This is a genomic window from Varibaculum cambriense, from assembly GCF_022133705.1.
In the GTDB taxonomy this organism is placed as follows: Bacteria; Actinomycetota; Actinomycetes; order Actinomycetales; family Actinomycetaceae; genus Varibaculum; species Varibaculum cambriense_A.
Window position 1 is genome coordinate 1 of sequence record NZ_JAKNHJ010000009.1, and the last position, 25,278, is coordinate 25,278.

A 25,278-nucleotide genomic window follows, 5' to 3' on the forward strand; every position below is an offset into this window, starting at 1 on the left:
GGAATCACGAGCGCCTACACGAGGCACTCGGATACAGAACTCCCAACGAGATAATCACCAGCTATAATCAAACACGGGTCAACGAACTGACCCCCGTATAAGAAGCGGAACAAAACCCAGTACGGTTCACATCTACTTCTTTTTTCATCGCTCTTACGGCAGCTAGCACTCTAATATCCGCTCGTTGCCTAAAATAACCGACAACTACCTCTAGTACCCAACTAGCATCCCGGGAAGCGCGGGGGATAGATTTTATCCGAGTAGGCGCGGTGGGCATAAGAATTTGGAAAACGTCGCTACGTTTTCCAACTCCTTGGGCGGGAGGAAAAACTTTTCCCTCGCGTCCTCAAGATATAGGAACTGTTACCCGAGGCGGGTGCTGGTTTGCTTGGCACCAATATCGTAGATAGCGATGCGAGCGGGATGCGCCTTTGCCCCTTGGCGCTCGCCCTCGGCAGGCTCTAACATCACCATCCGCGAGCCAACCGGCACCCCTAGGAATTGTGGGGTGGTCTGCACAGTAGAGGGAGTAGAAACCATTTTGCCGCTGAGCCACGAACTGGACACTTTTGACCATTGACCTTGCTCGAAGGTGGCGGCAGTCAAATGTACCCCGGGAAAGTCATCTGGCTCCAGGTTTTCCCCTTTACCTTGATACAGCATTATTACCTGTTTCGTTTTCGGGGCAGGCAGCGCAGGATCGATAGTTACCCGTGGCTGGCTGCCGGGAGCCCCGCTAATCTTTAACCCTTTAGGTAACTTGTCAAAAGATTTATCTATTTTCTTGGCCTGTTTCAGCGCGGAAACATTACTTAGATCCATGGCGCTAATCAGGTCGATCACGAACACCATCGTGGAGTTGGCGGGAATGCGTTTCGCGGCTTCGCCTTGGAATCCCAGTTGCGGAGGCACCGTGATCTGTACCCGGGAACCGAGCTTCTTGCCGATTAATGCCTGTTTCCAGCCCGGGATAACTTCGCTCATCGCGTATCCTTGGGCGGAGTCACCGACTCGGAAGGTACTCATCACGGTCTTGCCGTCCCACAAGTTACCTAAAGTATCCATGAGTACTTGGTCTTTGGCGGTCACGCTGCGCCCTTCGCCCTCGTATAGTACCCGTACCTGCAAACTGGTTGGTGCTTTCCCCGCACCGGACTCCATCTGGGGGGCTTGGCCTAACTCCCCGGTTACTGCCGGGAATTTTCCTTTTACCTCAGGAGCCGAGGCGTCGGAAGCGCTAGATGAACATCCGGAAAGTAGGGATATCGCTAAGGCAGCGACCAACGCCAAGACTATTACCCGAGCTGACCGTATCCGCTTCGGTTGGGAAGGAATGTTTTGAGTTTGCATGGCGGTGTCTACCAGCTCTTAGAGGGTACCCACGATATCCATTACTAGGGCGACCGCCTGCCCATCTTGCATCGTGCTTAAAGCCAGGCGGGAACCGACGTTTTTACCGACTAGTTCTTTGTCCAACTTCAATTCTGCCAGAGTTTTTTCTCCCTGCAGCGTCATCGGGGTGTTACTATCCCAGGTGGACACAGTCTTTCCTTGCTGATCTAGCCAACTTTGATGCACAATCACCACGTCATCGGCTTTCAGCGCGGCCCCGTTTCCGGTAGCAAGCACGCTCACGGCACGGTCTTTGGCGAGCTGCCCAGCGTTAACCTTCAATACGGGTTTCTCCCCCAATTTTCCGCTAACTTCTAGGCCGGGGAGAGTCTTTCCGGTAGCTTTGGCCTGTGCCAGCTGCTCTTCACCTTTCTTCATTTGCGAGGCAGAGAAACATTTCAAGGTATCGACCACGAACACCAGGGTTGATCCAGCAGGAATATCACCCATTGCCTGCTCCCCGTACCCCAATTCGGGTGGAATAACCAGGAGGGTGCGCGATCCCGGCTTGGCATTTTTAAGTCCCTGTCCCCAACCGGGAACTACTTGTTTTAACGAGAAAATAGCGGGATTTCCCCGGTCGAAACTGGAATCAAATTTCTTCCCGTCCCACAACTGGCCGTGATAGTTGACTTTCAGCACTGCGTCGGCACCGCAAGCCTCGCCCTCGCCAGCTTTAACGGTGCCAACTTTCAATTCTTTCGGTGCAGTCCCCTCTCCCGCACTGACTGTGGGGGTTTTCCCGTATTCGCCCTCAACTTTGACTCCGAAATCTGAGAAGGAACCATCGCTACTGCAGCCGGTGAGCCCTGCACCTAATAATGCACCTAGCAGGGCAATAGCAGCAACAGATGTAGAAAGTCTACGTTTCACAGCAAGATCCTAACTGTTTTTAGTGGAACGATTGGCCGCAGGCGCAAGAACCTACCGCATTCGGATTATCGATCGTGAAGCCTTGGCGTTCAATGGTGTCGGAAAAATCAATCGAGGCTCCGTCTAAGTAGGGGTTGGACATTTTATCTACCACTACCTCCACCCCGGGGGCGAACTCGACTACTGCGTCGCCGTCTAAGAGGCGCTCATCAAAATAAAGCTGATAGATCAGTCCCGAGCATCCTCCCGGCTGCACCGCTATCCGCAGGCGCAGATCATCGCGCCCTTCCTGGTCTAGCAGTGATTTCACTTTTTCAGTGGCGGCATCGGTCAAAGTTACTTTGTGGGTAGCTGTCTTTTCAGCCTGTTGTTCACTCATATCTGTTCCTCAAAATTTTCTAGATCAACTAAGTTAGTCCTTAGCCTAGTCCAAGGTGGCTCTAGTGGCTATTGCGACCAGGTACGCGCTAAGCGAAGTCCGGCCTCTTCCATACCGCCAGTATCGGTAGGGAATTGGTAGACGCCATCTATTCCCCGCTCGGCAATCTCGCCTCTACTCAGATTATTTTCACTGGTAACTACCACTATCGGCACCCCGAAGCGGTTGGCGAGGTCGCATAAATGCTCCAAGGGAGAGCCGGGAAGATTCCAGGGGGATAGCTCTTCAGTATTCGCCACTAGCAAATCTGTGGTTTCTAAAACTTGCGGCAGACTGGTTTGCTGATCCAGGAAATCTGCCGCAAAATCCAGGCGGGCTCCCAGCCTGCCTAATAGTTCTCCCACTCCCCAAGCGCATCCTCCTGTGGGCAGAACCCCCACTTGGGTACCTGGTGCAGGTTTTTTGCCTGAAAAATCCGAAATCTCAAGGTAGCGGCGGGTTCCGTATTTTTCGGCTTCTTTAAGCACGCTTTCCCAGTTTTCTTTAGTTTGTTGCGCAATCTTCGGGCTAGTTTTAGCGATCTGAGCTAGCACCCCGGAATTTGTTAGCAACGGTTTCTGGCTGCCGGTAACTACCGTCGCCCCAGCCAGATCCCGCGCTAAAGATTCCCAAACCTGTGGGCTCATTTGACCCGCGCCGTAAGTGGCCGCCACTCCCGTTAAGAATTGCCCAGGAAACGCCGGTAAATCCTCTAGATCCCCGGGAGGAAGCGCCCCCAGCGGCGAGTACTCACTTTGCAGGTTTTCTTTCCCGCAGACGGCGGGCAGATAGAGGCCTTTACCCGCTTTAAGTAGCATCGGTAAGGTGCTACCTGCCTTAGCAGGATCACTCGTCCTCGAAAATAGATCCGCTAGCGGATAGCCAGCGGCAACTTCCGGATACGCCCACGAATAGGGGACAACCTGCAGCTGGTCGCGACTTTTATGCTTTAGCCAGCCTGTCTTAAAGGCTTGCCCCCCTTTGCGGGCGCTGGTCTGCAGCGTGCTGGCTACTGCCAGAAGTATCTGCACTTAAATCTTTCCACCTAAACGAGCCAGGAACAGCGCCTCGGCGGTAATAGCATTCTTCAGGTCGCCTAAATCCTGGGATTCATTTTCTGAATGTGCGTTAGTGGCAGGATCTTCCACTCCGGTGATTAAGATATCGGCCTGCGGGAAAACCTGTGCCAGGTCAGCGGTCATGGGGATTGCTCCCCCGCACCCAATATCTACCGCGTCCTTATCCCAAGCACTTGATAGCGCCCATTTCATATCTTTTTCCGCCGCCGATGCTTGGGCTTGGTAGGACGGACCGCATTCGAGAATCTCGGTTTCTACCTCCGCTCCGAAGGGGGCATTTTCTTTCAAGAACCTGCTTAATGCTTGGGCACATTCGGCGCTATCGGTTCCGGGAGCAGTGCGCAAGGACAGCCGCAAACAGGTTTCCGGCACCAGGGCATTAGCGCTTTCGGCGCGAGAACGCTGATCCCAACCGATAACGCAAAGTGCCGGTTGGTTCCATAAACGCGCGGCCACATCCCCCTTTCCAGCTAGCTCAAAGCTCTCCACTACCTGGGCATCCGCCTTGAACAAGTCTTCCGGATAGTGAACATCAGCACTGGTAGATCCCCCAAGACCGGGTACTGCCAAGCTGCCATCGGGATTAAAGCATTTCGCGAGCAACAGGCTAGCAACCGTGACTGCATCTAGCACCGGGCCTCCAAAAGCTCCCGAATGCAGGGCAGTGTTCATTACTTTAACTTTCACATCCATACTGGCGACTCCCCGCAAAGTTGCGGTCAGAGCGGGTTCGCCTACCCGCCAGTTATCGGAATCGCAAACAATGATGGCATCAGCGGCTAAATCTTCCCGATATTTTTCAATAAAGTTCCGGAACGAGGGCGAGCCGATCTCTTCTTCGCCCTCAATAAAGCAAGTTACGTTAACCGGGCAGTTATCTGCCAAAGCGAGGAGCGTCCCGTAGTGCACCATTACCCCCGCTCCATCATCGGAGGTACCGCGCCCATACAGGCGGCCATTCTTTTCGGTAGCTACAAAGGGCTCAGTATTCCAGCGCTCGGCAGGTCCGGCCGGTTGGACATCATGGTGAGCATAAAGCAATACCGTTTTGGCCTGCGGATCTACAATCTTGCGGGCAATAACTGCCGGCATTCCTTCCTCACCAGTGGGGGTTGGTGCGGTTTTTACTTCCGTTTCCATCCCCAGGTTTGAAAATAACTGCGCCACATGCCGAGCCGATTTTTCTACTTCCGCGCGGGATGCAGAAGAAACTGAAGGAATCGCTACCAGTTTGGTTAGCTCACTCTTAACATCATCAAAAATACGGTCAGAAGCCGCTTTATAATCCGAAATATCACTCATGCTTGCCAGGTTACCCCGATACGCCCTCTTGAGGGAAAGGACAGCCACTACCGGCAAACTATCCCTGCAAACTAGGACAGATTTCCCCTGCCCGTCCTCGGCCGATAACCTGGACAGGTGAAACTTTTTGGACGTAACGAAGATGAAGAGATTGAGGCTCCGCTTGATAAGGGAGAGGGCAAAGGCCGCCCTACCCCAAAACGTAAAGAAGCGGAGGCAAAGAATCGCCGCCCCCTGATTGTAGACAAGAAAGAAGCCCGCAAGCGTCGCCGCGAGCAACGCGATAAGCTCTACAAGAAACAGCAAGCCGCCTTGGATGGCAAGGGAGATGAACGTTACCTTCCCTACAATGACCAAGGCCCGGTGCGCCGTTATATTCGCGATTTTGTAGATTCCCGTTTTGCTATCGGCGAGCTATTCATGCCGATAGTACTAGCCTTCCTAATCCTTTCGATCGCGTTTTCTCGCAACCAACAGTTGAACGCGATTTTGCTGTTTTCCATGTGGGCCTTACTGCTATTGGCGATTATCGAAGCCGTGGTCACCACCATGATAATTAATCGGGCGCTCCTGGGGGTTACCGGGGGGGATAAACGGGTAAAGAAAGGAAACGGGCGTTATATTCTGATGCGCCTGGCAAGTCCGCGCAGAATGCGTCGGCCGCGCCCTTCTGGCCCGCGCGGTCCGCGTCCCGATATTAATGAATACGCTGGTGATATTCGCTCCTATATGCGTTCTCGCGTCTAACGGGTTTTCCGCATCGGCAGAGCGGGAAGCTCTCTAGAAAGCTGTTTATTTAGCTTTCCCGCAAAGGAGGGCCCCTTATAGATCATGGCGGTAAACGCCTCTAGTAAGTCAGCTCCCGCGTCCAGGAACTGACGGGCACTGGTCTCGTCCTCAATTCCCCCGCACCCGATAACCAGGTAGTCATCTCCCAGTTCCTGGCGCAATAAACGCACCACTTCTAGGGCACGTTCTTTTAAGGGGGGTCCTGACAGCCCGCCCTCACCAAAATCGTGGTTAATGGTGGTGTTAGTGGCAATCACTCCCGCCAGTCCCACTTCTTTAACGATTTGCGCTAGTTCTTTTAACTGATCATTCCCTAAATCGGGAGCCAGCTTTACCAGCACCGGGACTTGCCTGCCCGCACTCTGCCTTCCCGCGGCAACTACCGCTTGCCCGATCTGCCGCAGTTGCTCGCTAGCTTGCAGGCTACGAAGTCCCGGCGTATTGGGAGAAGAAACGTTAATCACTAAATAGTCCGCATATTTCGCCAATTGCCACGCGCTGACGCGGTAATCTTCGGCTGCGTCAGCCAGCTCGGTAGTCTTATTCTTCCCTAGATTTACCCCCAAAATTAGGGATCTACCTGCCGCGCCACTTCTGAGCTTCTGCAGGCGATGCGCCATTTCCCGGGCACCCTGGTTATTGAAACCCATCCGGTTCCGCACTGCCCGCAGCGGTAATATCCTCCACAGGCGCGGCTTATCGTTTCCGGGTTGAGGACGCGGAGTTACCGTCCCAACCTCAACGAATGCGAACCCGAACGCTCCGAACTGCAGCGGAGCTAAGGCATCTTTGTCCATCCCCGCTGCCAGACCCAAATATCCGGGAACAGGCCTGGCCAGGGATTTCAATCCCCGCTCATCGCCTACCCAACCGCCTTTCAAGGTTCCTACTGATCCGGAGAAAAATATCCTGATCAATCCGGTTAGGCCGGGAACTCGAGAGATTAGATACAGGGCTTTCATCGTGGCGTTGTGACATTTTTCGGCATCGAAGCGCGCAATCAGGTGTTTGTATAAAAATCGGTACAGCACGCTTTCAATTGTACTGAAAAGCTGACGCCTCTACTTACGCGTAGCCGGGCTAGGTGCTTCACCTTTGCTGACTTTGGTGCTTTTGCGGACTAATCCCACCACAGGCACCAGCCAGGATGAGCCCACCGCGGATCCGCGCTATAGAGCTCATCGGGAGCACAAGCCTTGCCTAAAGCTAGTTTTTCCTGGTAGGTTTGCCAGATTTTTCGCTTCTGCTGGGATGCCGGCTCGCTCGCTCCTTCGGCTAAAGCTTCCACTACAAACATGGTGTCGACACTAACGCGTTCGTCCCAACGCGAAGAGCCGATCATATATCCCGAAAGATAAACCCGTCCCGGATTGGCAATACAGGCATTTAAGAAAGCTAGCAAAGTAGGGGCATCGTTTTGCCTATCGGCTAATGCGACTCGAGGAAGCGCGGCTCTAAGTTTTGCTGCCCCCTCAGCATCTAAACCGTGGAAACGCTGGTAGTCTCCGATTCCCTGTCCGGTAGCTAAATAGTTCTTTAAAATATTGGGAATCTTAGTCTCAGCTAACCAGCCGAGCGGCCCGTAAAGGCCGGAGGGTAGCTCCGGGTCGTCGTCCAACATATCTAGGACAATCTTGTCGCCATCCTCCCCCAAAAATTCCGGGGTAGACAGGGCGAAAAAATCGGATCCTTCCAGGCGTTCCCCCAGGACCGGTTTTTCGGATTTGCGGGTAGGTGGCGAAGTGGTGGTCATGGTTACTCCTTGTTAGTTGGTGGTTGAAAACAACTTTGGCGCGAACCTTAATACGGATGTAAATAAGAAATAACCAGACCAGGAAAACTTTTCGGGCTAAAAAATGTGGAAATCTTTCTGGCGGATTTAAGGTTCTAAACTAGTATCGTGTTGATTCCGCTTGCAGATTTGTCAGATCCTCGGGTACGTGATTTTACCCAGTTAAAAGATGTGAACCTGCGCAAGAGTTTAGAGGCCAAACACGGCCTGTATTTAGCGGAGAGTTTCTCCGTGATTTCCCGGGCGCTTGCTGCCGGACATAGGCCTCGCTCTGTACTAACCAGTGAGCATTGGTTGGATCGCTTGCAGGAGACCCTGGGAGAACGCGCTAGCGACATCCCTATTTTTGTGGCTGAAGATAAACAGATAGTCCGCCTTACGGGGTTCAGTATGCATCGCGGAGCTATCGCCGCGATGGAACGTCCTGCCCTGCCGGAACTGGGAACGGTATTGGAGGGGGCACGAGCAGTGTTGATCTTAGAAGATTTAGTAGACCATACTAATGTCGGCGCCGCGATTCGCTCGGCCGCTGCGATGGGATTTGATGCCATCCTGACCAGCCCTCATTGCGCTGACCCGCTCTATCGGCGAGCGGTTAGGGTTTCCATGGGAACTGTGTTTTCGCTACCTTGGACCCGGATTGATCAATGGCCCGATACTTCTGCTCTAAAAGAGCACGGTTTTACTGTCGCGGGACTAGCGCTGTCTGAACAGGCGATTTCCCTGCCAGATTTTTGCGCCTACCTACAAGGCGAGGTCGCGCAGGGGCTGAAACCGAAAGTGGCGCTAGTACTGGGCACGGAAGGCCCAGGCATGAGCGAGCCGGCGCTGAACCAGTGTGACCAGCTAGTGAAAATCCCGCTTAGTCATGGAGTAGATTCTTTGAATGTGGCTGCCGCGGGGGCAGTTGCTTGTTACGCAGTCAGCCAGGCATTAGCGGCAAAACCTGATAGGTTTACTCCTCCTAGCAGCGTTAGCTAATTAGCTGCCTCCTTGTCACGATGCCCTGCGGGGCGCCTTCCGCGCAAACCGCCGGCATATCAGCAAACATCCCCATCCCAATAGCCGGCGTATACGCCATAATTATCCGTATTGTGTCCTCCATGACTGTCGACTGCTCTGATTAGACGCAGTAGGCTGCGAAACCTTTCAGATATCTCAACTCCTTATTGATGGGACAAAACAATTGTTAAATCTCAATTGCTTAGAGCCAAAGTAATCCCGCCCACCAATTTTTAGACGAAAACATTCACATCGTGAGAGTGCCTTTAGGTGCGGAGCAACGATAAAAACATTTTTCTCCCGCTAACCGGGCAGGTCAGCGGGAGAAAACCCGGATATTATGCGCTATTTAGGCAGTTACTGCGGCGTGACGTCGAGGGGGCTGCTCACCTGGCTCCTCATCGGAATCTGTTTTCTTTTCCCAGGTGGGGCTACTCGCCCCTAACTGTTCTAAACTCACGCTCTTGGCAGCCCCACTGCTGGGAATCGTCATCACTGCGCCCTCGGAAGCAGGGGTAACCGTGCCGGAGGTGGCTGCTGCTCGAGTTTGCCCATTAGCGCCCTGTTTGGCTTTCTTATGTACCTTTTTGGCGCCAGCTGTCTTTGAGCCAGCTTTAGTTGCCGGCTTCTCAGCTGCGGCCGCGTCCTTGTTGTCGCGTTCTTTAGGCGCTGTAACCGCGTCCTGCTGATTTGCAGGTTCTTTAGCTTCCCTCTCCCCCAGATTCTGAGAGTGATGCTTGTCAGCTGGAGAAGCTGGCTGCTCTTCCAACTTAGAGCGATCCATATCTGGTTGCTCCTGGTGAGCCTTACTGGCAGCCGCCGCTACTTTAGCCATAGAGGCGCGGTTCTTCGAATCTGTTTTTGAGCGTTTCTCCTCCTTGCGCTCGCGTTTCTGCCCCTGAGCGCGCAGATTTTCATCGCTATTTGCCCCGTTTTCTACCGGGTGAGTGTGCACAATAAACCCGCGGCCTTCACAATGCTCACAAGGAGTCGAAAAGGCTTCTACCAGGCCTTCCCCTACCCGCTTGCGGGTCATTTGCACCAATCCCAGAGAGGTGACTTCGGTGACCTGATGGCGAGTACGATCCCGACCCAAGCATTCCACTAGGCGGCGCAGCACCAGATCTCGATTAGATTCCAGCACCATATCCACAAAGTCAATGACTACGATTCCGCCGATATCGCGAAGTCTCAGCTGCCGTACTATTTCCTCAGCAGATTCTAAGTTATTGCGGGTGACAGTCTCCTCTAAAGTCCCCCCGGAACCAGTGTATTTACCGGTGTTAACGTCAATAACCGTCATTGCTTCGGTACGATCAATAATCAGGTAGCCACCCGAAGGCAGCCACACCTTCCGATCCATCCCCTTCGCGAGTTGTTCATCAACGCGATGCGCCGCGAAAATATCGTCCGCACCCACCCATTGTTCAACTCGATCCCGCAGATCAGGGGCAAACTCTTTCACATAGGAATCAACCTGACCAAACGTTTCCTTGCCCTGCACAATCAGTTTTTGGAAATCTTCATTGAAAACGTCACGCACTACCCGCAAAGCTAGCTCAGGTTCACCATGCAGCAGGTAAGGAGCCGATTTTGAGGACGCCGCGTTCTTTTCAATTTTCTCCCACTGTTTTTGCAGGCGCTCCACGTCTTGGCGCAGTTGCTCTTCACTAGCCCCCTCAGCGGCGGTGCGGATAATTACCCCAAAATCCTTGGGGACAATAACTTTTAAGAGTTTTTTAAGCCGGCGCCGTTCTACCTCGGGTAATTTGCGGGAAATACCGGTCATCGACCCGCCTGGCACCAAAACCAGGAAACGCCCCGGCAAAGTTACTTGGGAGGTAAGCCGGGCTCCTTTATGTCCGATCGGATCTTTAGTTACCTGCACGGTAATCGAATCGCCGGATTTCAAAGCCTCCTCGATCCGCCGCGGCCGGCCTTTCATTCCCGCAACGTCCCAATTGACTTCCCCGGCATAGAGCACTGCGTTACGCCCGCGCCCTAAATCAACGAATGCCGCCTCCATAGAGGGCAACACGTTTTGCACTTTGCCGCGGTAAACCGACCCGACCATAGTGGTTTGAGTGTGGCGGGAAACATAGTGTTCCACTAACACGTTATCTTCCAGCACTGCTATTTGATTTAGCCCATCCTTAGAGCGGATCAGCATGGTGCGATCAACTGCTTCTCGCCGCGCCAAATACTCCGACTCGGTAATAACTTTGGGTCGGCGCCCTTCTTTGCGCCCCTCCCGGCGCCGCTGTTTCTTGGCCTCTAAACGGGTTGAACCTTTAACCTGTTCGATCTGGTCACTAGCATCTGCTGTTCCCCGGCTACGGCGCCGCCGGCGACGACGGCTGCTACCGTTATCGTCCTCGTCCGCCCCGCTGGGAGTGTTATTGGAGCGAGCGTTCTCGTCCCCTTCTTGCTTCGACTCTGATTGATCTGTGCGATTATCTTTGCCTTTGCCTGAGGACGCGGTCTCACTTTCGGAATTGTCGCTCTTACGAGACTTTTTCGTCCCGCGCGTCTTTTTGTCAGCTTTTGAGCTGTTAGACTGCGCGTTTTTCTCCCCTTGGTTATCGGCCTTTTTCTTGCTGTGCCGTTGCGGCTTAGCATCCTTTTCTATGTCCGCTTCTTCTGAGACACTCGGCTCAAAAGTAGGAGCGGCCGCGAACATGGGAGCCCCGAAAGCCGGAGCCGCCGGGAGCTGAGCGGGAGCTGGCGGAGCGGACTCAATCTTCTTGGGGGCAGAAAAAGTAGGCCCAGAAAAAAGCGTAGCTCCACTATTTTGAAAAGATTCTGTTTCGTTATTATTAGGGTTCTTCACCACTGATCTCACCTGGACGCGCCCGCATCAACGAATCCTATTTATTACGCCGCCCTCTAGGACGGAAGCCCTTGTTTACGCGAGGACATTCACCCCACGCCAAAGAGTTTTCCTAGGAAAATAGTCCCTCTGGGGTGACTCCCCCCGCGATGCGACGACAGAAATCAACCAAGATCATTATTCCATATTTCTTAATTCTGTCGTAAAACTGAGCTAATTCTTAGGGAATCCTGAAAAATGCTTAGCGACCGCCTGAAAAACAAGCTAATCTAAGTGACAACGTTGTCACTATGGACTTTGGTATCAGCAAGCTCATATCGGGCAACGACTTCTAAACCGACTAGAAACGGAAAGGCGAGCAGAATGACTATTGCTTCAACAGCATTAGATGCCACTATGTTGGCGCGATGGCAGTTCGGTATTACTACCGTCTACCATTTCATCCTGGTTCCGTTCACCATCGGCATGTCCCTCCTTGTTGCCATTATGCAAACGAAATGGCACAAAACCGGTGAGGAATATTGGCTGAAGGCGACACGGTTCTTCGGGAAACTGTTCCTAATTAACTTTGCACTCGGTGTGGCTACCGGTATCGTGCAAGAATTCCAGTTCGGTATGAACTGGTCTGAGTACTCCCGCTTCGTGGGCGACATCTTTGGTGCGCCGCTAGCGTGTGAGGCTCTAATCTCTTTCTTTATGGAGTCCACCTTCCTCGGATTGTGGATCTTCGGTTGGGGTCGACTATCAAAGAAAGCCCACCTCACCTGCGCCTGGCTAGTATTCGTAGGGGTAAACACTTCTGCCCTCTGGATTATCGGGGCAAACTCCTGGATGCAGCATCCGGTAGGCGCAACTTTCGATCCGGAAACCGGCCGTGCACAGCTGGACGGCCTATCCGGCTTCTTCCAGGTACTGCTTAACCCGGTACTATGGGCGGCCTACACTCACGTCCTGACTACCTCCTGGTTGCTGGTCGGTACCTTCGTTGCCGGCATTGCTATCTGGTGGATGGTTCGCTCGGCCAATGCCGGCGCCGAAACCGAGGCTCGGGATATTTGGCGTCCGATTGCTCGCTTCGGCATGGTGGTCATGATCGTTGGTGGCCTGTTAACTGCAGTCACCGGACACATTCAAGGCCAGCTAGTTGCCAAGGATCAGCCTGCAAAGATGGCTGCCGCCGAGGCTCTATGTGAGACTCCGAATGCCGGGCAGGGCGCACCCTTTACTATTGCTGCTTTTGGGCCACTGGACGCCACTTGTAAGGACATCACCAAGATTGGTGAAGTTCCCGGAGTCTACTCCTTCATGGCTACCAATAGCTTTACCGGCAAGGTAGAGGGTCTGGACACCCTGAACCAGAAGTACGGATCCATGTTCTCTGAGATCCTCAGCCAGCGCGGATACGATATGCACTCACAGCCGGTTGATTTCAGCCCGAACATTATCTTCAGCTTCTGGAGCTTCCGCTTGATGATGCTATTCGGCATCTTCTCGGCGGTTCTGGCGATTTGGGGTCTGGTTGCTACCAAGAACGGCAAGATTTCCAAGTCCACCGGATTGGGCAAGTTCGCAATCTGGTGTTTGCCGATGCCCTACCTCGCCACCACCTTTGGCTGGCTATTTACCGAATGGGGTCGTCAGCCCTTCATCGTGCATCCAGTCGATATGGAAGTCGATGGATCCTCGGTATTTATGCTTACCGAACATGGGCTCTCGTTCGCAGTCCCCGCATGGCAGGTACTGGTTACCCTGCTGGGCTTCACGCTTATCTACCTGGCACTAGGCATCGTCTGGTTCCTGTTGATTAAGCGTTACGTTAAGGAAGGTGTCCACGTCACTGCCAATGAAAAAGCAGTACATGGTGAGGACGCCGGCAAGAACCTCAGCTTCGCTTACTAAGTCAGATAGGAGATCAAAGAGATGACTATTCTTCAAGTTATTTGGTTCATCCTGATCGCCGTCCTGTGGACTGGCTATCTGGTATTGGAAGGGTTCGGCGTAGGCGCCGGTATGGTAATGCCGATGGTGGCCAAGACCGACCGGGAACGCACTCAGGTACAGAAAACCTTCGGCCCAGTTTGGGATGGTAACGAGGTTTGGTTGCTGACCGCTGGAGGCGCGACTTTCGCGGCCTTCCCGGAATGGTACGCCACCATGTTCTCTGGCATGTACCTGGCTCTGTTCCTCATCCTGTTCTGCTTAATCGTTCGTATCTGTGCGATTGAGTGGCGCACTAAGGTATCCTCGGCTGCCTGGCGTGGCCGCTGGGATAGCTGGCAGTCCATCGTAGCCTGGCTAGTTCCGATTCTGTTCGGGGTAGCATTTGCCAACCTGGTGCAGGGGATGAATATTGCGGTCACCCAGTTCAACACCCCAGGTGAAGCCGTGGCGGGAGCTGCTGACCTCAGCAAGCACGTACATAACTTCACTTCCCAGGGCGCTCCCCTAGGTAGCGTATTCCTATCGCTGCTCACCCCCTACACCATTGCGGGTGGGGTCATGCTAGCGTTGGTCTTCGCTACTCAGGGCTTGGCTTTCTTGGCGCTGCGCACTACCGGTGAAGTTCAGAACCGCGCTAAGAACCTGCTCGGAAAATTCGCGATTGCGGACACCGTGCTGGTAGCGATTGCCGCGCTATGGGGACAGTTCCTATACGCCTCCCAGGCTATGGCTTGGATCCCGCTGATCATTGCGGCTCTGGCTTTCATCGTTACCGTTATGATGGCGCTTCGCGGCTCCGAATGGGGTACTTTGCTCGCCCACTCCGTCGGGATCGCGGGAGCAGTAGCGTGGATCTTTACCGCGATGGCACCTAATGCGATGAAGTCTTCCATTAAGCCAGAGTTCTCTCTGACTATCTGGGATGCTTCCTCCTCGCAGTCCACTTTGGCGATTATGCTAGTGATCGCCCTGGTAGTAGTGCCCATCGTTTTGGGTTACACCTACTGGAGCTACACGCGGATGCCGCTGAAAGTTACCCTTGAGGAACTCGATGAAAACCCGGGCTTGCCTTGGGACAAGATTCGTCAGGGTGCTTCTTTCCTCGCGGAAAGCTAAACAAGTTATCAGTACCTATCAGGTAACTCCCAACTAGGTGCTCATCGATAAAACTAAATAAATAGTGCTGGTCTTGGCTATTTAGCCAAGACCAGCACTATTTTTACCTCCTGGAGACTATCGACCGCATAGAGGGGCTGGGGTAGAAAAAGCACTCGGAAAGAAGGCGCGGGGGTTAGGTTTTTCCTCCCGCCCAAGAATTCAGAAAACGTAGCGACGTTTTCTGAATTCTTATGCCCACCGCACCCACTCGGATAAAACCTAGCCCCCACACCCGGGTAACCGGTCTGGGTGAAAAAAGATGCGAGAGGGGACAAGCTATAAATCATTACCTTCAGAATCGGATACGTTCCTCTTTAGATGGCTTTCTATTCTGCCCTTGTCTTATATCTTGCAAGGCTCACCGGGGTCCCCCGAGCGCTTTTTTCACCCAGACCCGGAATGAGCGTGGGAGGAGAAAACCCTCTCCCGCGCACAACCTCAGCCTAGATTGGGATGCGTTTAGAGTTTTCAGGTTCGTGTGGGAAAATAGTCCCATTAAATGCACGGAGGATACTTGCCTTGAAACCACTTGATCCGAAACTGCTGAAATATGCTCGGTCAGCGCGTCTAGCCATCGCCATCACCGCAGTCACCGGCATTATGCAAGCAGGATTAGTTATCGCCCAATGTTTCCTAATTTCTGCCTTAATTTCTCCGGTAATATCTTTACGCCAGTCCTGGGATCAGGTTGCTCATTTCGCTTTTTGGCTGGCGATTGTTTCCCTGGCACGGGTAGGACTTACCTATTTTCGCTCCAATCATCAGCATAGAGCGGCTAAGAAAGCGATTCGCGAGCTGCGATCCCAAGTACTTGCCCACTGTCTGAAACTGGGGCCGCGTTGGCTGGCACGTAAAGGTACCGACACGGTAACGCTAGCTACCCGCGGCCTAGAAAAACTGGGGCCATATTTTATCGACTATATTCCGCAATTGATTTTGGCGGTTACAGTCACTCCCCTGGTTTTAGTAGTCATGGCGGTCATGGATTTTTGGTCAGCTCTGGTGGCGCTGATAACTATCCCCTTGATACCGGTTTTTATGGTGATTATCGGGATGATGACGCAAACTGCTTCGGATCGCCGCCTGGCCACAATGCAGCATTTAGGGCGGCAACTACTGGATCTTATTGCCGGTCTTGCCACTTTGAAAAGCCTGGGCAGGCACCGCGGACCGGAAAAACAGATTTCCTCCATTGGGAAAACCTATACCCAAACTACAATGGCGACTCTACGAATCGCGTTCTTGTCAGGAGCAGTACTGGAGTTTATTTCTATCCTGTCAGTAGCAATTGTGGCAGTTACCGTAGGTTTGCGGATGGTCAGTGGCGGCCTCGATCTGTATACCGGATTAATCGCAATTATGCTGGCTCCCGAGGTGTATGCGCCGGTACGAGAAGTTGGTAAATTCTTCCACGCTTCAGCTGATGGGCTGGCAGCTTCCCAATCGGCCTTTGAAATTCTGGAAACCCCGCCTGCTACCGGGGGCGACCAGCCGGCTCCTAATTTAAAAGAAACCACTATTACCTTGAGTGATCTGGGGATGCGCGCGCGGGGAGCCTGGGCGCCTAATGCCGTGAACTTGGTGATTGAACCGGCGACTATCACGGCCTTGGTAGGTAAATCCGGGGAAGGTAAAACCACTACCGTGATGGCGTTATTAAAACAGCTCTCTGCTGATCGCGGTCAGATTACCTTGACCACTTCTTCAGGTGAAACCATGGATTTAGCTGAGGTTACTGCGGATTCTTGGTGGGAGCAAACTTCCTGGCTACCCCAGATGCCGCTGCTATTGCCGGGAACGTTAGCCCAAAATATTGCGGAGAGTCCCACCCACTTGAAGGAACTATTTCCAAATGGGGAACCAGGTGAACAGGTGCGCCGTGCCGCTAGTCTTGCCGGCTTTGCAGAGGTAGTAGCAAAACTACCTGAAGGCTGGAACACGTTCTTGCGCGCTGGGGGCGAAGGCCTTTCGGTAGGTCAACGCCAGCGCCTAGCTTTGGTGCGCGCCCTGCTGTCCACCAAGCAGTTAATCGCCCTCGATGAGCCTTCTGCCCACCTAGATGCCCACTTGGTTTCCCAGGTGGCACAAGTAGTTGAGCAACTAAAAGATGCGGGTAAAACCGTGGTTTTAATTGCCCACCGCAAAGAACTAGCCCAGATAGCAGACCAGGTAGTACGGATATCCTCGGCGGCCTTTACCGCTGCGGAGACCGAGAAATATCAGGATAGCGAGCCGCAGGCAGCACGTGCCAGTGAAGCGGAGATTCCTGAATTCTTAGGATCGACCCGGGGGTTGGAATAAATGAAGACTTGGTTTATTACTGCCGAAGAACGCCAAGCACTCAAGCGGTCAATCAAACTATTGGAGCTTAAACCGCGAACTTTGTTCCTCGCCTGTTTCTTAGGTGCCGCGGGATTGGGTGCCTCGATTGCCCTGGGTGCTACCGCCGCCTGGTTGATTGCGCGTGCCTCGCAGATGCCTCCCGTCCTCTACCTAGAGGTTGCAGTAGTATCGGTGCGTTTCTTTGGGATTTCTAAAGCAGTTTTCCGCTATTTAGAGCGCTTGGCCTCCCACCAGTTGGGGGTCTCGGGGATGACTACTTTGCGCACTAATCTCTATAAGACCCTGTCCCACTCTGATACTGCCCGGATCGCAAGTTTGCGGCGCGGAGATATTCTTGACCGGATGGGAACCGATGTTGATAATATCGGCGATTTTGTGGTCAAAAGCCTGCTGCCAGCAATGGTAGCCACTATCGTGGGGGTAATTACGGTAGTGGGGATCTCGCTAGTAGATTGGCGCGCCGGCCTATTTTTGGCTCTGGGGCTGTTGCTTTCGGGAGTGGTAGGACCCCTATTTACTATTCGTTCTACCCGGATTGCCCAGCGCCAGGAAACTGAAAGCCGCTCCCGTATCTCCGAAGTGGCAATGACTATTGTTGATGGTGCCGCTCAAATCACGGTTGATGGGCAAACCCAGCAGGTACTGTCGGGATTATCCGAGCTTGAAGATCAGCTTTATGACGCTAAAGATGCTAGCGCAAAACCAGCAGCTTGGGCGGCTGCTATAGATGTGTTTGGCATGCTCATGGCGGTGATCATGGCCGCTTATTTCGGGATTTTTGCGGTCAATGAGCAAGCGATCCCCGAAGTTATGTTGGCGGTGCTGGCGCTTACTCCCCTGTCTGCTTTCGAGGGAACCGCCCAGTTGGGGCCGGCCGCTCAGCAGCTTGTTATCTCGGCAACTTCGGCGGTGAGAATCATGAATATGCTGCCGGCGGAAGCAGAAATAAAGGCGGAACAAGAGGAAGAAGAAAACGCTAATACCACTCTCGATCCCAGTGCAGCCCACATTTTAGAGGCTAAAGATCTTGCTATCGGCTGGCCTGGCGGCCCGGTGGTGGCTACTGATATCAATCTGCGTTTGGCTCCCGGGGATCACTTGGCAATTGTCGGCCAGTCGGGCATTGGGAAAACTACTTTGCTTTATACCCTGGCTGGCCTGTTGAAACCAGTTTCTGGCAGCGTAAAAATTGATGGGGTTGATGTTTTCTTGCTGCCCCGTCTGCAAGCGGCCGGAAGTTTCGTGATTACTCCCGAGGATGCCCATATTTTCGAGACCACCATTTTAGAAAACCTGCGGGTAGCCAATGGGGAGCTTACTGCTGCCGAGGGCGAAGAACTGCTCAAAGAAGCAGGCTTAGGCGAATGGCTAGCTTCTCTACCGGCAGGTATAGAAACCGAGTTAGGATCCGGAGCTACTACTATTTCGGGTGGAGAACGACGCCGTATTCTCTTGGCTCGCGCCTTGGCAGCGAAAGCACCGCTATTGGCGCTTGATGAGCCCGGAGAACACTTGGACCCCGAAACCGCTGATGCCTTGCTGCGAGATTTACTTACTGCCGGAAGTGAGGAACATAAACGCGGAGTCATCCTGGTAACCCATCGTCTCACCCCGCTCGACCAAGCTGACCAGGTGTTTATCATGGATAAACCGCATGGACGCCTAGATGAACCGGCTGCTTTCGTAGCTCAGGGAACCCATCGGGAGTTGGCCAAAAACCACCCCGGATATGCTTGGAGCCTACGTCAGGAGCAAGTCGATGCCTTCTAAGCAATCATCTTTCCCGGATCCCTCCTTAGAGCCAGAACCAAGGGAGACGCTTTCGTCTTCACAGCCAGATTCTTCTGCTGGGGAAAACCTTGATCTAGCACACCGCTCTCCCCTACCAGAAGATAGCACCCGTCTAATTTCCTCCGTGCTGCAAATGATGGGCAACCTGGAGCAAGATAAAGTCTTGCAGTCTTTTGTAGACCAAGCTTGTGAAGTTACTTCCTCTCCCTATGGCGCATTGTCTATTTTGGGTTCTCGCGGCGAAACTAGTGCTTTCTATACTCATGGGGTCAGTAAGCAGCAGCGCGAATCACTTGGTGAGCCTCCGGTAGGTCGCGGGATCATCGGGGACATTCCCCTGGATAACGGCATTATTTCCAATAATTTGCACTCCAATCCTCATTTCACTGGTTACCCGCCCACTCACCCGGAGATGACCAATTTTTTGGGAGTACCCCTGCGGATCCATGAACAGGTTTATGGACGCCTCTATTTGTGTAACCGTCCGGGCGGCTATAGCCAGCAAGACTTAGCTTATGTGTCGGGATTAGCGATCTTGGCGGCGGTAGCAGTAGAGAATTCGCGTCTCTACGAAGTCTCGCGATCCCGCGAACGTTGGACCCGAGTTTCTCAACAGCTCACTACGATCCTATTAGAGGGAACCGAAGAAGAGGACGCGCTCCAGTTCATTGCGAAATCTGTCCGGGAAGTAGCGGAGGCCGACACCGCGTTATTGATACTCCCTTCAGTGGGAGATTCCTGGGTGTGCGAAATTGCGTCTGGTTATGGTTCCGCAGACCTAATTGGAGTCACCTTTCCCCCGCATGGGCGGGCGCGCACGGTATTAGCAGAAGGTCAGGGTTTAATCGTCGATTCCTTAGCGCGAGCCACCACCCTACGGGTAAAGGAGTTATCTCGATTTGGGGCGGCGCTATATGCTCCCCTCCTGGCGGGTTCCCACGCGATTGGCGTTTTATTGCTGCTGCGTCTGCCGGATAAACCCGAGTTCGATCCGGCAGTATTAGAAATGGCGGAGCAGGTCGCGACCCAGGCAGCTTTAGCTTTGGAGATCGCCGGTGCCAAGCACGCTGCCAATATTGCCACATTGTTAGATGAGCGCGCCAAGATTGGTGAAGACCTGCATGATCTGGCAATTCAACAGCTTTTTGCAACTGGTATGCAATTGGAACGCATCCGAGCCGACTTCGCTAGGGGAGCCGATCTGGATGCGGAACGCGCTGAATCTTTGATGCAAGATGCTTTAGCTAGCGTTGATGATTCGGTTAAACAGATCCGCGCAATTGTCCACAACCTGCGAGAACCTGATGCGGCAGTGGATTTAGTGGAGCGGTTGCGCCGTGAAGCATCCTTGGCGCGTCGCCTGTTGGGGTTCGCGCCCTCTTTCGTTTTAAATATTGATGGCGAGACTCTCTCTGCCTCCGGTCCTTCCCATGAGGAAATATTGATTGCAGAGGCCGATCAACGGGTGGGACACGATATTTCTGATGACGTGGTGGCGGTGGTTCGCGAAACTTTATCTAATACCGCCCGCCATGCGGGCGCATCCTCGGCGCAAGTAGTGGTGAGCATTAACGGTATTGGCGCCAACGGCTGCGTACGGGTGGTGGTAACCGATGATGGTCACGGCCTAGATCCGGCAGTTACCAGACGCTCGGGCCTCGATAACCTGAAAAGTCGTGCCCGCCGCCATGGAGGCATCTGTTTTACCCAGCCCGCGTCTCCGCATGGCTTACAGGTAGTCTGGGAAGTGCCCCTAGGTTAGGGGCACTTCCCGCAAACTGACTGCTTCTAGAGTCCTACAGTTTTAGCGACCTCGGCGAGTTTTTCGGCGCTACGGGTCAGCGCGTCACGTTCGTCGAGGGTGATGGGCGGATCTAACACCCGCCCTACCCCGGAGCGCCCCACCAGGGTGGGAGCTGCCATACATACTCCAGAAATCCCATTCCAGTTATCTAGCAGTGACGATACCGTCAGCACCCGATCCTCATCACGCATAACTGCAGAAATAATATTGGTAACTGCCAAACCGATCGCGAAGTTAGTTACCCCTTTACCGTCGATAATCCGATAGGCCGATTCTACGACGTCTTTGGAGATCCGTTTACGCAACTTATCATCGAAGATTCCGCCGTTGATTGTGGCTCCCCAACGCGACAGCGGCACGTTCCCAATCTCAGCGCTGGACCACAAAGGTACCTCTGAGTCTCCATGTTCACCGGCGATATAGGCGTGAACATTTTGGACGGCCACTCCCGTTTCTTGGGAGATCAGGTAGCGCATCCGGGAAGTATCGAGCACGGTACCGGATCCAAATACCTGGTGCGAGGGCAAACCGCTCATCTTTAAGGCCATATAGGTGGCGATGTCTACCGGGTTAGAAACCAGAATATAGATGGCATCGGGCGCCACGTTTAACACTTTAGGCAGGATCGAGTTCATGATGTTCGCCATTGCCTGCACCATATCCAGGCGTGACTGTCCAGGTTTTTGCTGGGGACCGGCGGTAATCACGATGACGTCGGAGTCGCGGAGCACTTCCACATCATCGGATCCAGAGATTGAAGCTGCGGGGGTGAATTGGATCCCGTGGGCAAGGTCTAGCGCCTCCGCCTCAACTTTGGCTCTATTAATATCAAAGAGGGCGATTTCGCGCGCCGCGCCCTTGATTTGGCAGGCGTAAGCCAGTGCGGTTCCCACGAATCCGGCCCCTACAATCCCGACTTTTGAGCGGCGAGTAAGCATCGACGCGGGATAGAGGGAATTGGCACGTTCTTTGGACATTTTTTCTCCTTGGGGCGAATTAACTCTCACCTCATATTTTATCGTCGATGCCCTGCTGCTGTCGCCATATAAAGTCCTGGTGGCGAGGTGATATTGGATTCATTTCTTTCGCCAGGTCTGTCTTTGACAGTTTTACTATCCCTTTTCTTTCAGGCGCTTTAGTGCTCCGATAACTGTGCGATGATCAGTGGTGCGCCAAAATGGGGGCAGAGATTTTAGTAGATAGCCCGCATAGCGGGCACTAGTTAGACGTTGATCTAGCACGGCTACCACGCCTTTATCGCTGCGGGTACGGATTAATCTGCCGGCTCCCTGCGCCAATAGTAAGGCCGCGTGAGACAGAGATACCTCGGCAAATCCGCTGCGCCCAGCGGCCTCAGCCGCTCGGGTGCGGGCAGAAATATAGGGGTCATTTGGACGAGGGAAAGGGATACGATCGATGAGGACGAGCCGGCATTTATCGCCCGGTAAATCTACCCCCTGCCACAGGGAAAGAGTACCGAATAGGCAAGAGTTTTTACTGTCCGCAAAATCGGATATTAGCTGGTTTATTGGCGCTTCTCCCTGCAGAAAAACCTGTAAATCACTTTCTTGGGCGAAATATTCGGCGGCTTGCTCGGCAGCTTTAAGGGAAGAAAACAGCCCTAAAACCCCACCACCGGCGGCTTCAGCCAGTTCTAGGGCTCTTTCTAGCGCCGCTTCGCTGATCCCGGAGCGCCCTGGTCGCGGTAAATCTGCGGCCACATACAGTATTCCTTGCTTCCGATAGTTAAAGGGACTGCCCAGGTCACTTCCTTGCCAAACGTTCTTATCCCGGAATCCTAAACGAGTCGCAATCGCCTCAAAAGATCCCCCTAGTTGCATTGTGGCTGAGGTGAGCACGCAGGAATGCCCCTTAAATAGGTGGGCATAAAGATCCCCGCCCACATCCAAAGGGCCGCTATAGAGGCGGCGACTTCCAGATTTTTCTTCCGCAATCCAGGCGGCCGATTTTTCCGGGTCAAAGGCGGCAATAATCTCGCAAGCATCTAAGGCTTCTTCAATCTGCGCGAGGACGATGCGCTGCTTTACTCGTTTTTCATCCTCCTCGGCGCTGCTGGTTACTTCCGCGGAAATATCGGATAGCTCTATTTGCGCAGCGGTCAAGGTAGTTTCTAGTTTCTTTGGTAATTCGCTTAGTTCGCCCTCGTCAAGTCCCTCTATGATTTTCGTAAAATCCTTGGCCACTTGTTCTAAGGCAGTTACCGGTAGCTGGAAATGTTTACTGACTCCGCGCGCTACTTTTTCCATGGTGCTAGCTGCGAGGCTTACGCAGGCTTGAGAGCGGGCGCGAGAGGGCAGCTCGTGGGCTTCATCTACGATCAAGAGGTCAAACTCTGGTAGTAGCTCCGCGTGGGTAAGAGCCTCGATGGATAGCAATGCATGGTTGGTGATGATGATATCGGCGTCTTGGGCTTTCAGGCGGGCGTCGCGGGGGAAACAGTCCGTATAGAAACGGCAGGTTTTCCCTTGACATTGATTCGGGGAAATCGAGGCTTGCTGCCAGGCCGCTAGGGACACTCCGCGATCGAGTTCATCACGGTCACCACTTTCGGTTTCCTCTGCCCAGTCTCGCAGCCGCTGTAGCTGTTTACCGATATTGCTGGGTGAATATTCGGCGGCCTCATAACTGGGAAACAGCCCTTCGATTTCCTCGGGAGCCGCTAATTTCCAGCGGCAAATATAGTTTGACCAGCCCTTTAATACTGCTACCGTAGGGGGTGGATAACCGAGTTCGCGGCAGGCACCCACTACCGTGGGGATATCGCAGGTAAGCAGTTGCCGCTGCAAAGCCAGGGTGGCAGTAGAGATTACTACCCGGTCTCCGTGTTCGATTGCCCGTTGGAAGGCAGCCGCCAGGTAGGCGAGAGATTTTCCGGTACCGGTTCCTGCCCCCACCAATTGGCTGCCAGGAAGGGAAAACGAGCGGGCAACCAGGTTACACATCTGTACCTGTTCTGCCCTTTCACTGCCGCCAATCTGGTTAATGCAAGTACTGAGGATTCGCCGCGCCGCCTGGGCGTCTTTACCGCCGCCACCTTTGCCTTTATCAGCGGTGGCAACTAACGGGGAGGCTCCGGGACTGTCCATCTAGTTAGCCGCCTCAAGGATGGCTTGGGCGAGGGCGGGACCGGCGCGTCCTACTATGTGAGTACCGTTTTCTAAGTATTCCACTTTGTCTACGATTCCTTCCTCATGGAGCCTCGCCACCAGCGCTGATTGGTCATAGGGGATCACATAATCGATAGGTTTTGCTGGAGATGGTAAGGCGTTAGCGATTGCTTCGCGCAACTGAGCAATTCCCTGCCCGGTGCGAGTAGATAGCGGGATTCCCCCACCAATCGCAGACTGCAGGGCTCGCAGGTGCAGGGCGTCTACCAGGTCGGCTTTATTGAGGACGATAATCTCGGGGATCTGGGAAACCTGGGGTAGATCCGCTAACACTTCATGTACGGTTTCAACCTGTTGGACGGGATTGTGGTGACTGGCATCCACCACATGCACAATCAAATCGGCGTATTCGACTTCTTCCAAAGTGGAGCGGAAGGCTTCTACCAGTTCGTGCGGAAGTTCATCGATGAAACCTACGGTATCGGACAAAGTGTAGGCACGGCCATCAGGAGTTTCTGCTTGCCGTACCGTGGGATCCAGGGTGGCAAATAGAGCATCTTGCACCATTACATCCGCGTCTACCAGTACGTTTAACAGGGAAGATTTTCCGGCGTTAGTGTATCCCACGATCACTACCGAAGCCAGGGAGCTACTAAGACGCCCTTCACGTTTAGTGTCTCGGGATTTTTTCATCTGCTTGATTTCGCGGCGGAGTTTCGCGATTCGCTTGGTAATCCGGCGCCGGTCGGTTTCCAATTTGGTTTCGCCCGGGCCGCGCGCACCAATTCCCGCACCCCCGGATACGCGCCCTCCGGCTTGGCGAGACATTGACTGTCCCCAGCCGCGCAGACGCGGCAGTAAGTATTGCAGCTGCGCCAGTTCCACTTGGGCTTTACCTTCACGGGAGGAGGCATGCTGGGCGAAGATATCCAAGATTACCGCGGTACGGTCAATGACTTTCACTTTGACTTGGTCTTCTAGTCCCCGCCGTTGCGAGGGCTGTAACTGCGCATTTACGATCACAGTATCGGCTTCAAGCGCTGCTACCTGCTCAGCTAGTTCCTTGGCTTTCCCGCGCCCTACGAAAGTTGCAGCATCAGGGGAACTGCGTCGCTGCAGAGCCGCGCCTACTAGCTCGGCACCTGCAGTTTGGGCAAGCGCCGCCAGTTCCGATAGAGAATGTTGCGCCTTACGGCGATCGGAATCATAAATACCTACTAGGAATACTTTTTCGAGCTGTACCCGCCGATATTCGACTTCGGAAATATCTAGGTCGGAGGCTTGGTTACGTTGGAATTCTTCGCGTAGCTTTCGCGAGAAATCTCCGCCATGCGAACTTTGTTTCGTCAGGGCGGTACTCGCCCAATCCAGCAGCTCTAAGCCCCCTTGGGGGGTGTTTGCGTCTGCATAGTAAGAATAATGAGGGTTTTCGGGGGAATCCTTGAGGGCAGATCCGAGGTCGGAATCAGTTTCGCTCCGGTTCAAACTCCGACTACGCACGCGGCGCACCAGATCGTAGGCTCTATCCAGCTCTTGCTTACTGACTTCCGTTTCCGCAGGTATTTGTGCCGCCTCCCTCACTGTTCTTGGCTTATCTCATTTTCGCATGACCCCACGTAAGCTGCAAAAAGACGCG

19 protein-coding genes are annotated in these 25,278 nt (G+C 53.5%); 7 read left to right on the top strand and 12 right to left on the bottom strand.

Translation table 11 applies throughout. The annotated features are described in order from the left end of the window. Positions 1-363 precede the first annotated feature (363 nt). The 5 genes from L0M99_RS05380 to L0M99_RS05400 form a co-directional block, all read right to left on the bottom strand. Positions 364-1,350 carry an FKBP-type peptidyl-prolyl cis-trans isomerase gene (locus L0M99_RS05380; RefSeq protein ID WP_238128005.1) on the bottom strand — a complete coding sequence of 329 codons (987 nt, stop codon included), beginning with the start codon at positions 1,348-1,350 and terminating at the stop codon, positions 364-366. An 18-nt stretch (positions 1,351-1,368) separates the two neighbouring features. Next, a complete protein-coding gene (locus L0M99_RS05385) occupies positions 1,369-2,265 on the bottom strand; it encodes an FKBP-type peptidyl-prolyl cis-trans isomerase (RefSeq protein WP_238128006.1) in 897 nt (298 codons plus the stop codon). A 19-nt stretch (positions 2,266-2,284) separates the two neighbouring features. Continuing rightward, complete coding sequence (locus tag L0M99_RS05390) at positions 2,285-2,644, bottom strand: HesB/IscA family protein (protein ID WP_024059151.1); 360 nt, start codon at positions 2,642-2,644, stop codon at positions 2,285-2,287. Between the two features lie 68 nt (positions 2,645-2,712). Beyond that, positions 2,713-3,714 carry a hypothetical protein gene (locus tag L0M99_RS05395; protein ID WP_238128007.1) on the bottom strand — a complete coding sequence of 334 codons (1,002 nt, stop codon included), beginning with the start codon at positions 3,712-3,714 and terminating at the stop codon, positions 2,713-2,715. Beyond that, the gene (locus L0M99_RS05400; RefSeq protein ID WP_024059153.1) at positions 3,715-5,064 is read right to left on the bottom strand and encodes a M20/M25/M40 family metallo-hydrolase; all 1,350 of its coding nucleotides are present in this window, start codon (positions 5,062-5,064) and stop codon (positions 3,715-3,717) included. 117 nt (positions 5,065-5,181) lie between these two features. On the opposite strand from L0M99_RS05400, the gene L0M99_RS05405 reads away from it, so the two are divergent. Next, positions 5,182-5,811 carry a DUF3043 domain-containing protein gene (locus L0M99_RS05405; protein ID WP_238128008.1) on the top strand — a complete coding sequence of 210 codons (630 nt, stop codon included), beginning with the start codon at positions 5,182-5,184 and terminating at the stop codon, positions 5,809-5,811. Here L0M99_RS05405 and L0M99_RS05410 read toward each other — a convergent pair. Both L0M99_RS05410 and L0M99_RS05415 read right to left on the bottom strand, forming a co-directional pair. Then, positions 5,808-6,884 carry a quinone-dependent dihydroorotate dehydrogenase gene (locus L0M99_RS05410; protein ID WP_238128009.1) on the bottom strand — a complete coding sequence of 359 codons (1,077 nt, stop codon included), beginning with the start codon at positions 6,882-6,884 and terminating at the stop codon, positions 5,808-5,810. The two genes, L0M99_RS05405 and L0M99_RS05410, sit on opposite strands and share 4 nt — an antisense overlap. 89 nt (positions 6,885-6,973) lie before the next feature. Further along, the gene (locus L0M99_RS05415; protein ID WP_238128010.1) at positions 6,974-7,606 is read right to left on the bottom strand and encodes a hypothetical protein; all 633 of its coding nucleotides are present in this window, start codon (positions 7,604-7,606) and stop codon (positions 6,974-6,976) included. A 147-nt stretch (positions 7,607-7,753) separates the two neighbouring features. Between L0M99_RS05415 and L0M99_RS05420 the strand changes: the two genes are divergently transcribed. After that, positions 7,754-8,626 (top strand): TrmH family RNA methyltransferase, encoded by an 873-nt coding sequence (locus L0M99_RS05420; RefSeq protein ID WP_238128011.1) that lies wholly within the window; start codon positions 7,754-7,756, stop codon positions 8,624-8,626. Here L0M99_RS05420 and L0M99_RS09845 read toward each other — a convergent pair. Both L0M99_RS09845 and L0M99_RS05425 read right to left on the bottom strand, forming a co-directional pair. Next, the gene (locus L0M99_RS09845) at positions 8,619-8,750 is read right to left on the bottom strand and encodes a hypothetical protein (RefSeq protein WP_283217083.1); all 132 of its coding nucleotides are present in this window, start codon (positions 8,748-8,750) and stop codon (positions 8,619-8,621) included. The two genes, L0M99_RS05420 and L0M99_RS09845, sit on opposite strands and share 8 nt — an antisense overlap. 246 nt (positions 8,751-8,996) lie before the next feature. Next, positions 8,997-11,480: an Rne/Rng family ribonuclease gene (locus tag L0M99_RS05425; protein WP_425304307.1), complete on the bottom strand. Its 2,484-nt coding sequence runs from the start codon at positions 11,478-11,480 to the stop codon at positions 8,997-8,999. Positions 11,481-11,840: 360 nt separating this feature from the next. Between L0M99_RS05425 and L0M99_RS05430 the strand changes: the two genes are divergently transcribed. From L0M99_RS05430 to L0M99_RS05450, 5 genes are all read left to right on the top strand, one after another. Further along, the gene (locus L0M99_RS05430; RefSeq protein WP_024059161.1) at positions 11,841-13,376 is read left to right on the top strand and encodes a cytochrome ubiquinol oxidase subunit I; all 1,536 of its coding nucleotides are present in this window, start codon (positions 11,841-11,843) and stop codon (positions 13,374-13,376) included. Positions 13,377-13,397: 21 nt separating this feature from the next. Continuing rightward, positions 13,398-14,534, top strand: coding sequence for a cytochrome d ubiquinol oxidase subunit II (cydB, locus tag L0M99_RS05435; RefSeq protein ID WP_238128012.1), 1,137 nt, complete (start codon positions 13,398-13,400; stop codon positions 14,532-14,534). Positions 14,535-15,095: 561 nt separating this feature from the next. Beyond that, entirely contained in the window at positions 15,096-16,877 is a 1,782-nt protein-coding gene (cydD, locus tag L0M99_RS05440) for a thiol reductant ABC exporter subunit CydD (RefSeq protein WP_238128013.1), read from the top strand. Further along, complete coding sequence (gene cydC / locus L0M99_RS05445; RefSeq protein ID WP_238128014.1) at positions 16,878-18,689, top strand: thiol reductant ABC exporter subunit CydC; 1,812 nt, start codon at positions 16,878-16,880, stop codon at positions 18,687-18,689. It abuts the gene before it with no gap. Next, positions 18,679-20,472, top strand: a complete 1,794-nt coding sequence (locus L0M99_RS05450; protein WP_238128015.1) for a GAF domain-containing sensor histidine kinase — start codon at positions 18,679-18,681, stop codon at positions 20,470-20,472. The genes cydC and L0M99_RS05450 overlap by 11 nt, the downstream gene beginning before the upstream one ends. A 26-nt stretch (positions 20,473-20,498) precedes the next feature. Here L0M99_RS05450 and L0M99_RS05455 read toward each other — a convergent pair whose 3' ends face one another. From L0M99_RS05455 to hflX, 3 genes are all read right to left on the bottom strand, one after another. Then, the gene (locus L0M99_RS05455) at positions 20,499-21,491 is read right to left on the bottom strand and encodes an L-lactate dehydrogenase (RefSeq protein WP_024059167.1); all 993 of its coding nucleotides are present in this window, start codon (positions 21,489-21,491) and stop codon (positions 20,499-20,501) included. Positions 21,492-21,626: 135 nt separating this feature from the next. Beyond that, positions 21,627-23,621, bottom strand: coding sequence for an ATP-dependent DNA helicase (locus L0M99_RS05460; protein ID WP_238128016.1), 1,995 nt, complete (start codon positions 23,619-23,621; stop codon positions 21,627-21,629). Beyond that, complete coding sequence (gene hflX, locus L0M99_RS05465; RefSeq protein WP_238128017.1) at positions 23,622-25,223, bottom strand: GTPase HflX; 1,602 nt, start codon at positions 25,221-25,223, stop codon at positions 23,622-23,624. Positions 25,224-25,278 lie beyond the last annotated feature (55 nt).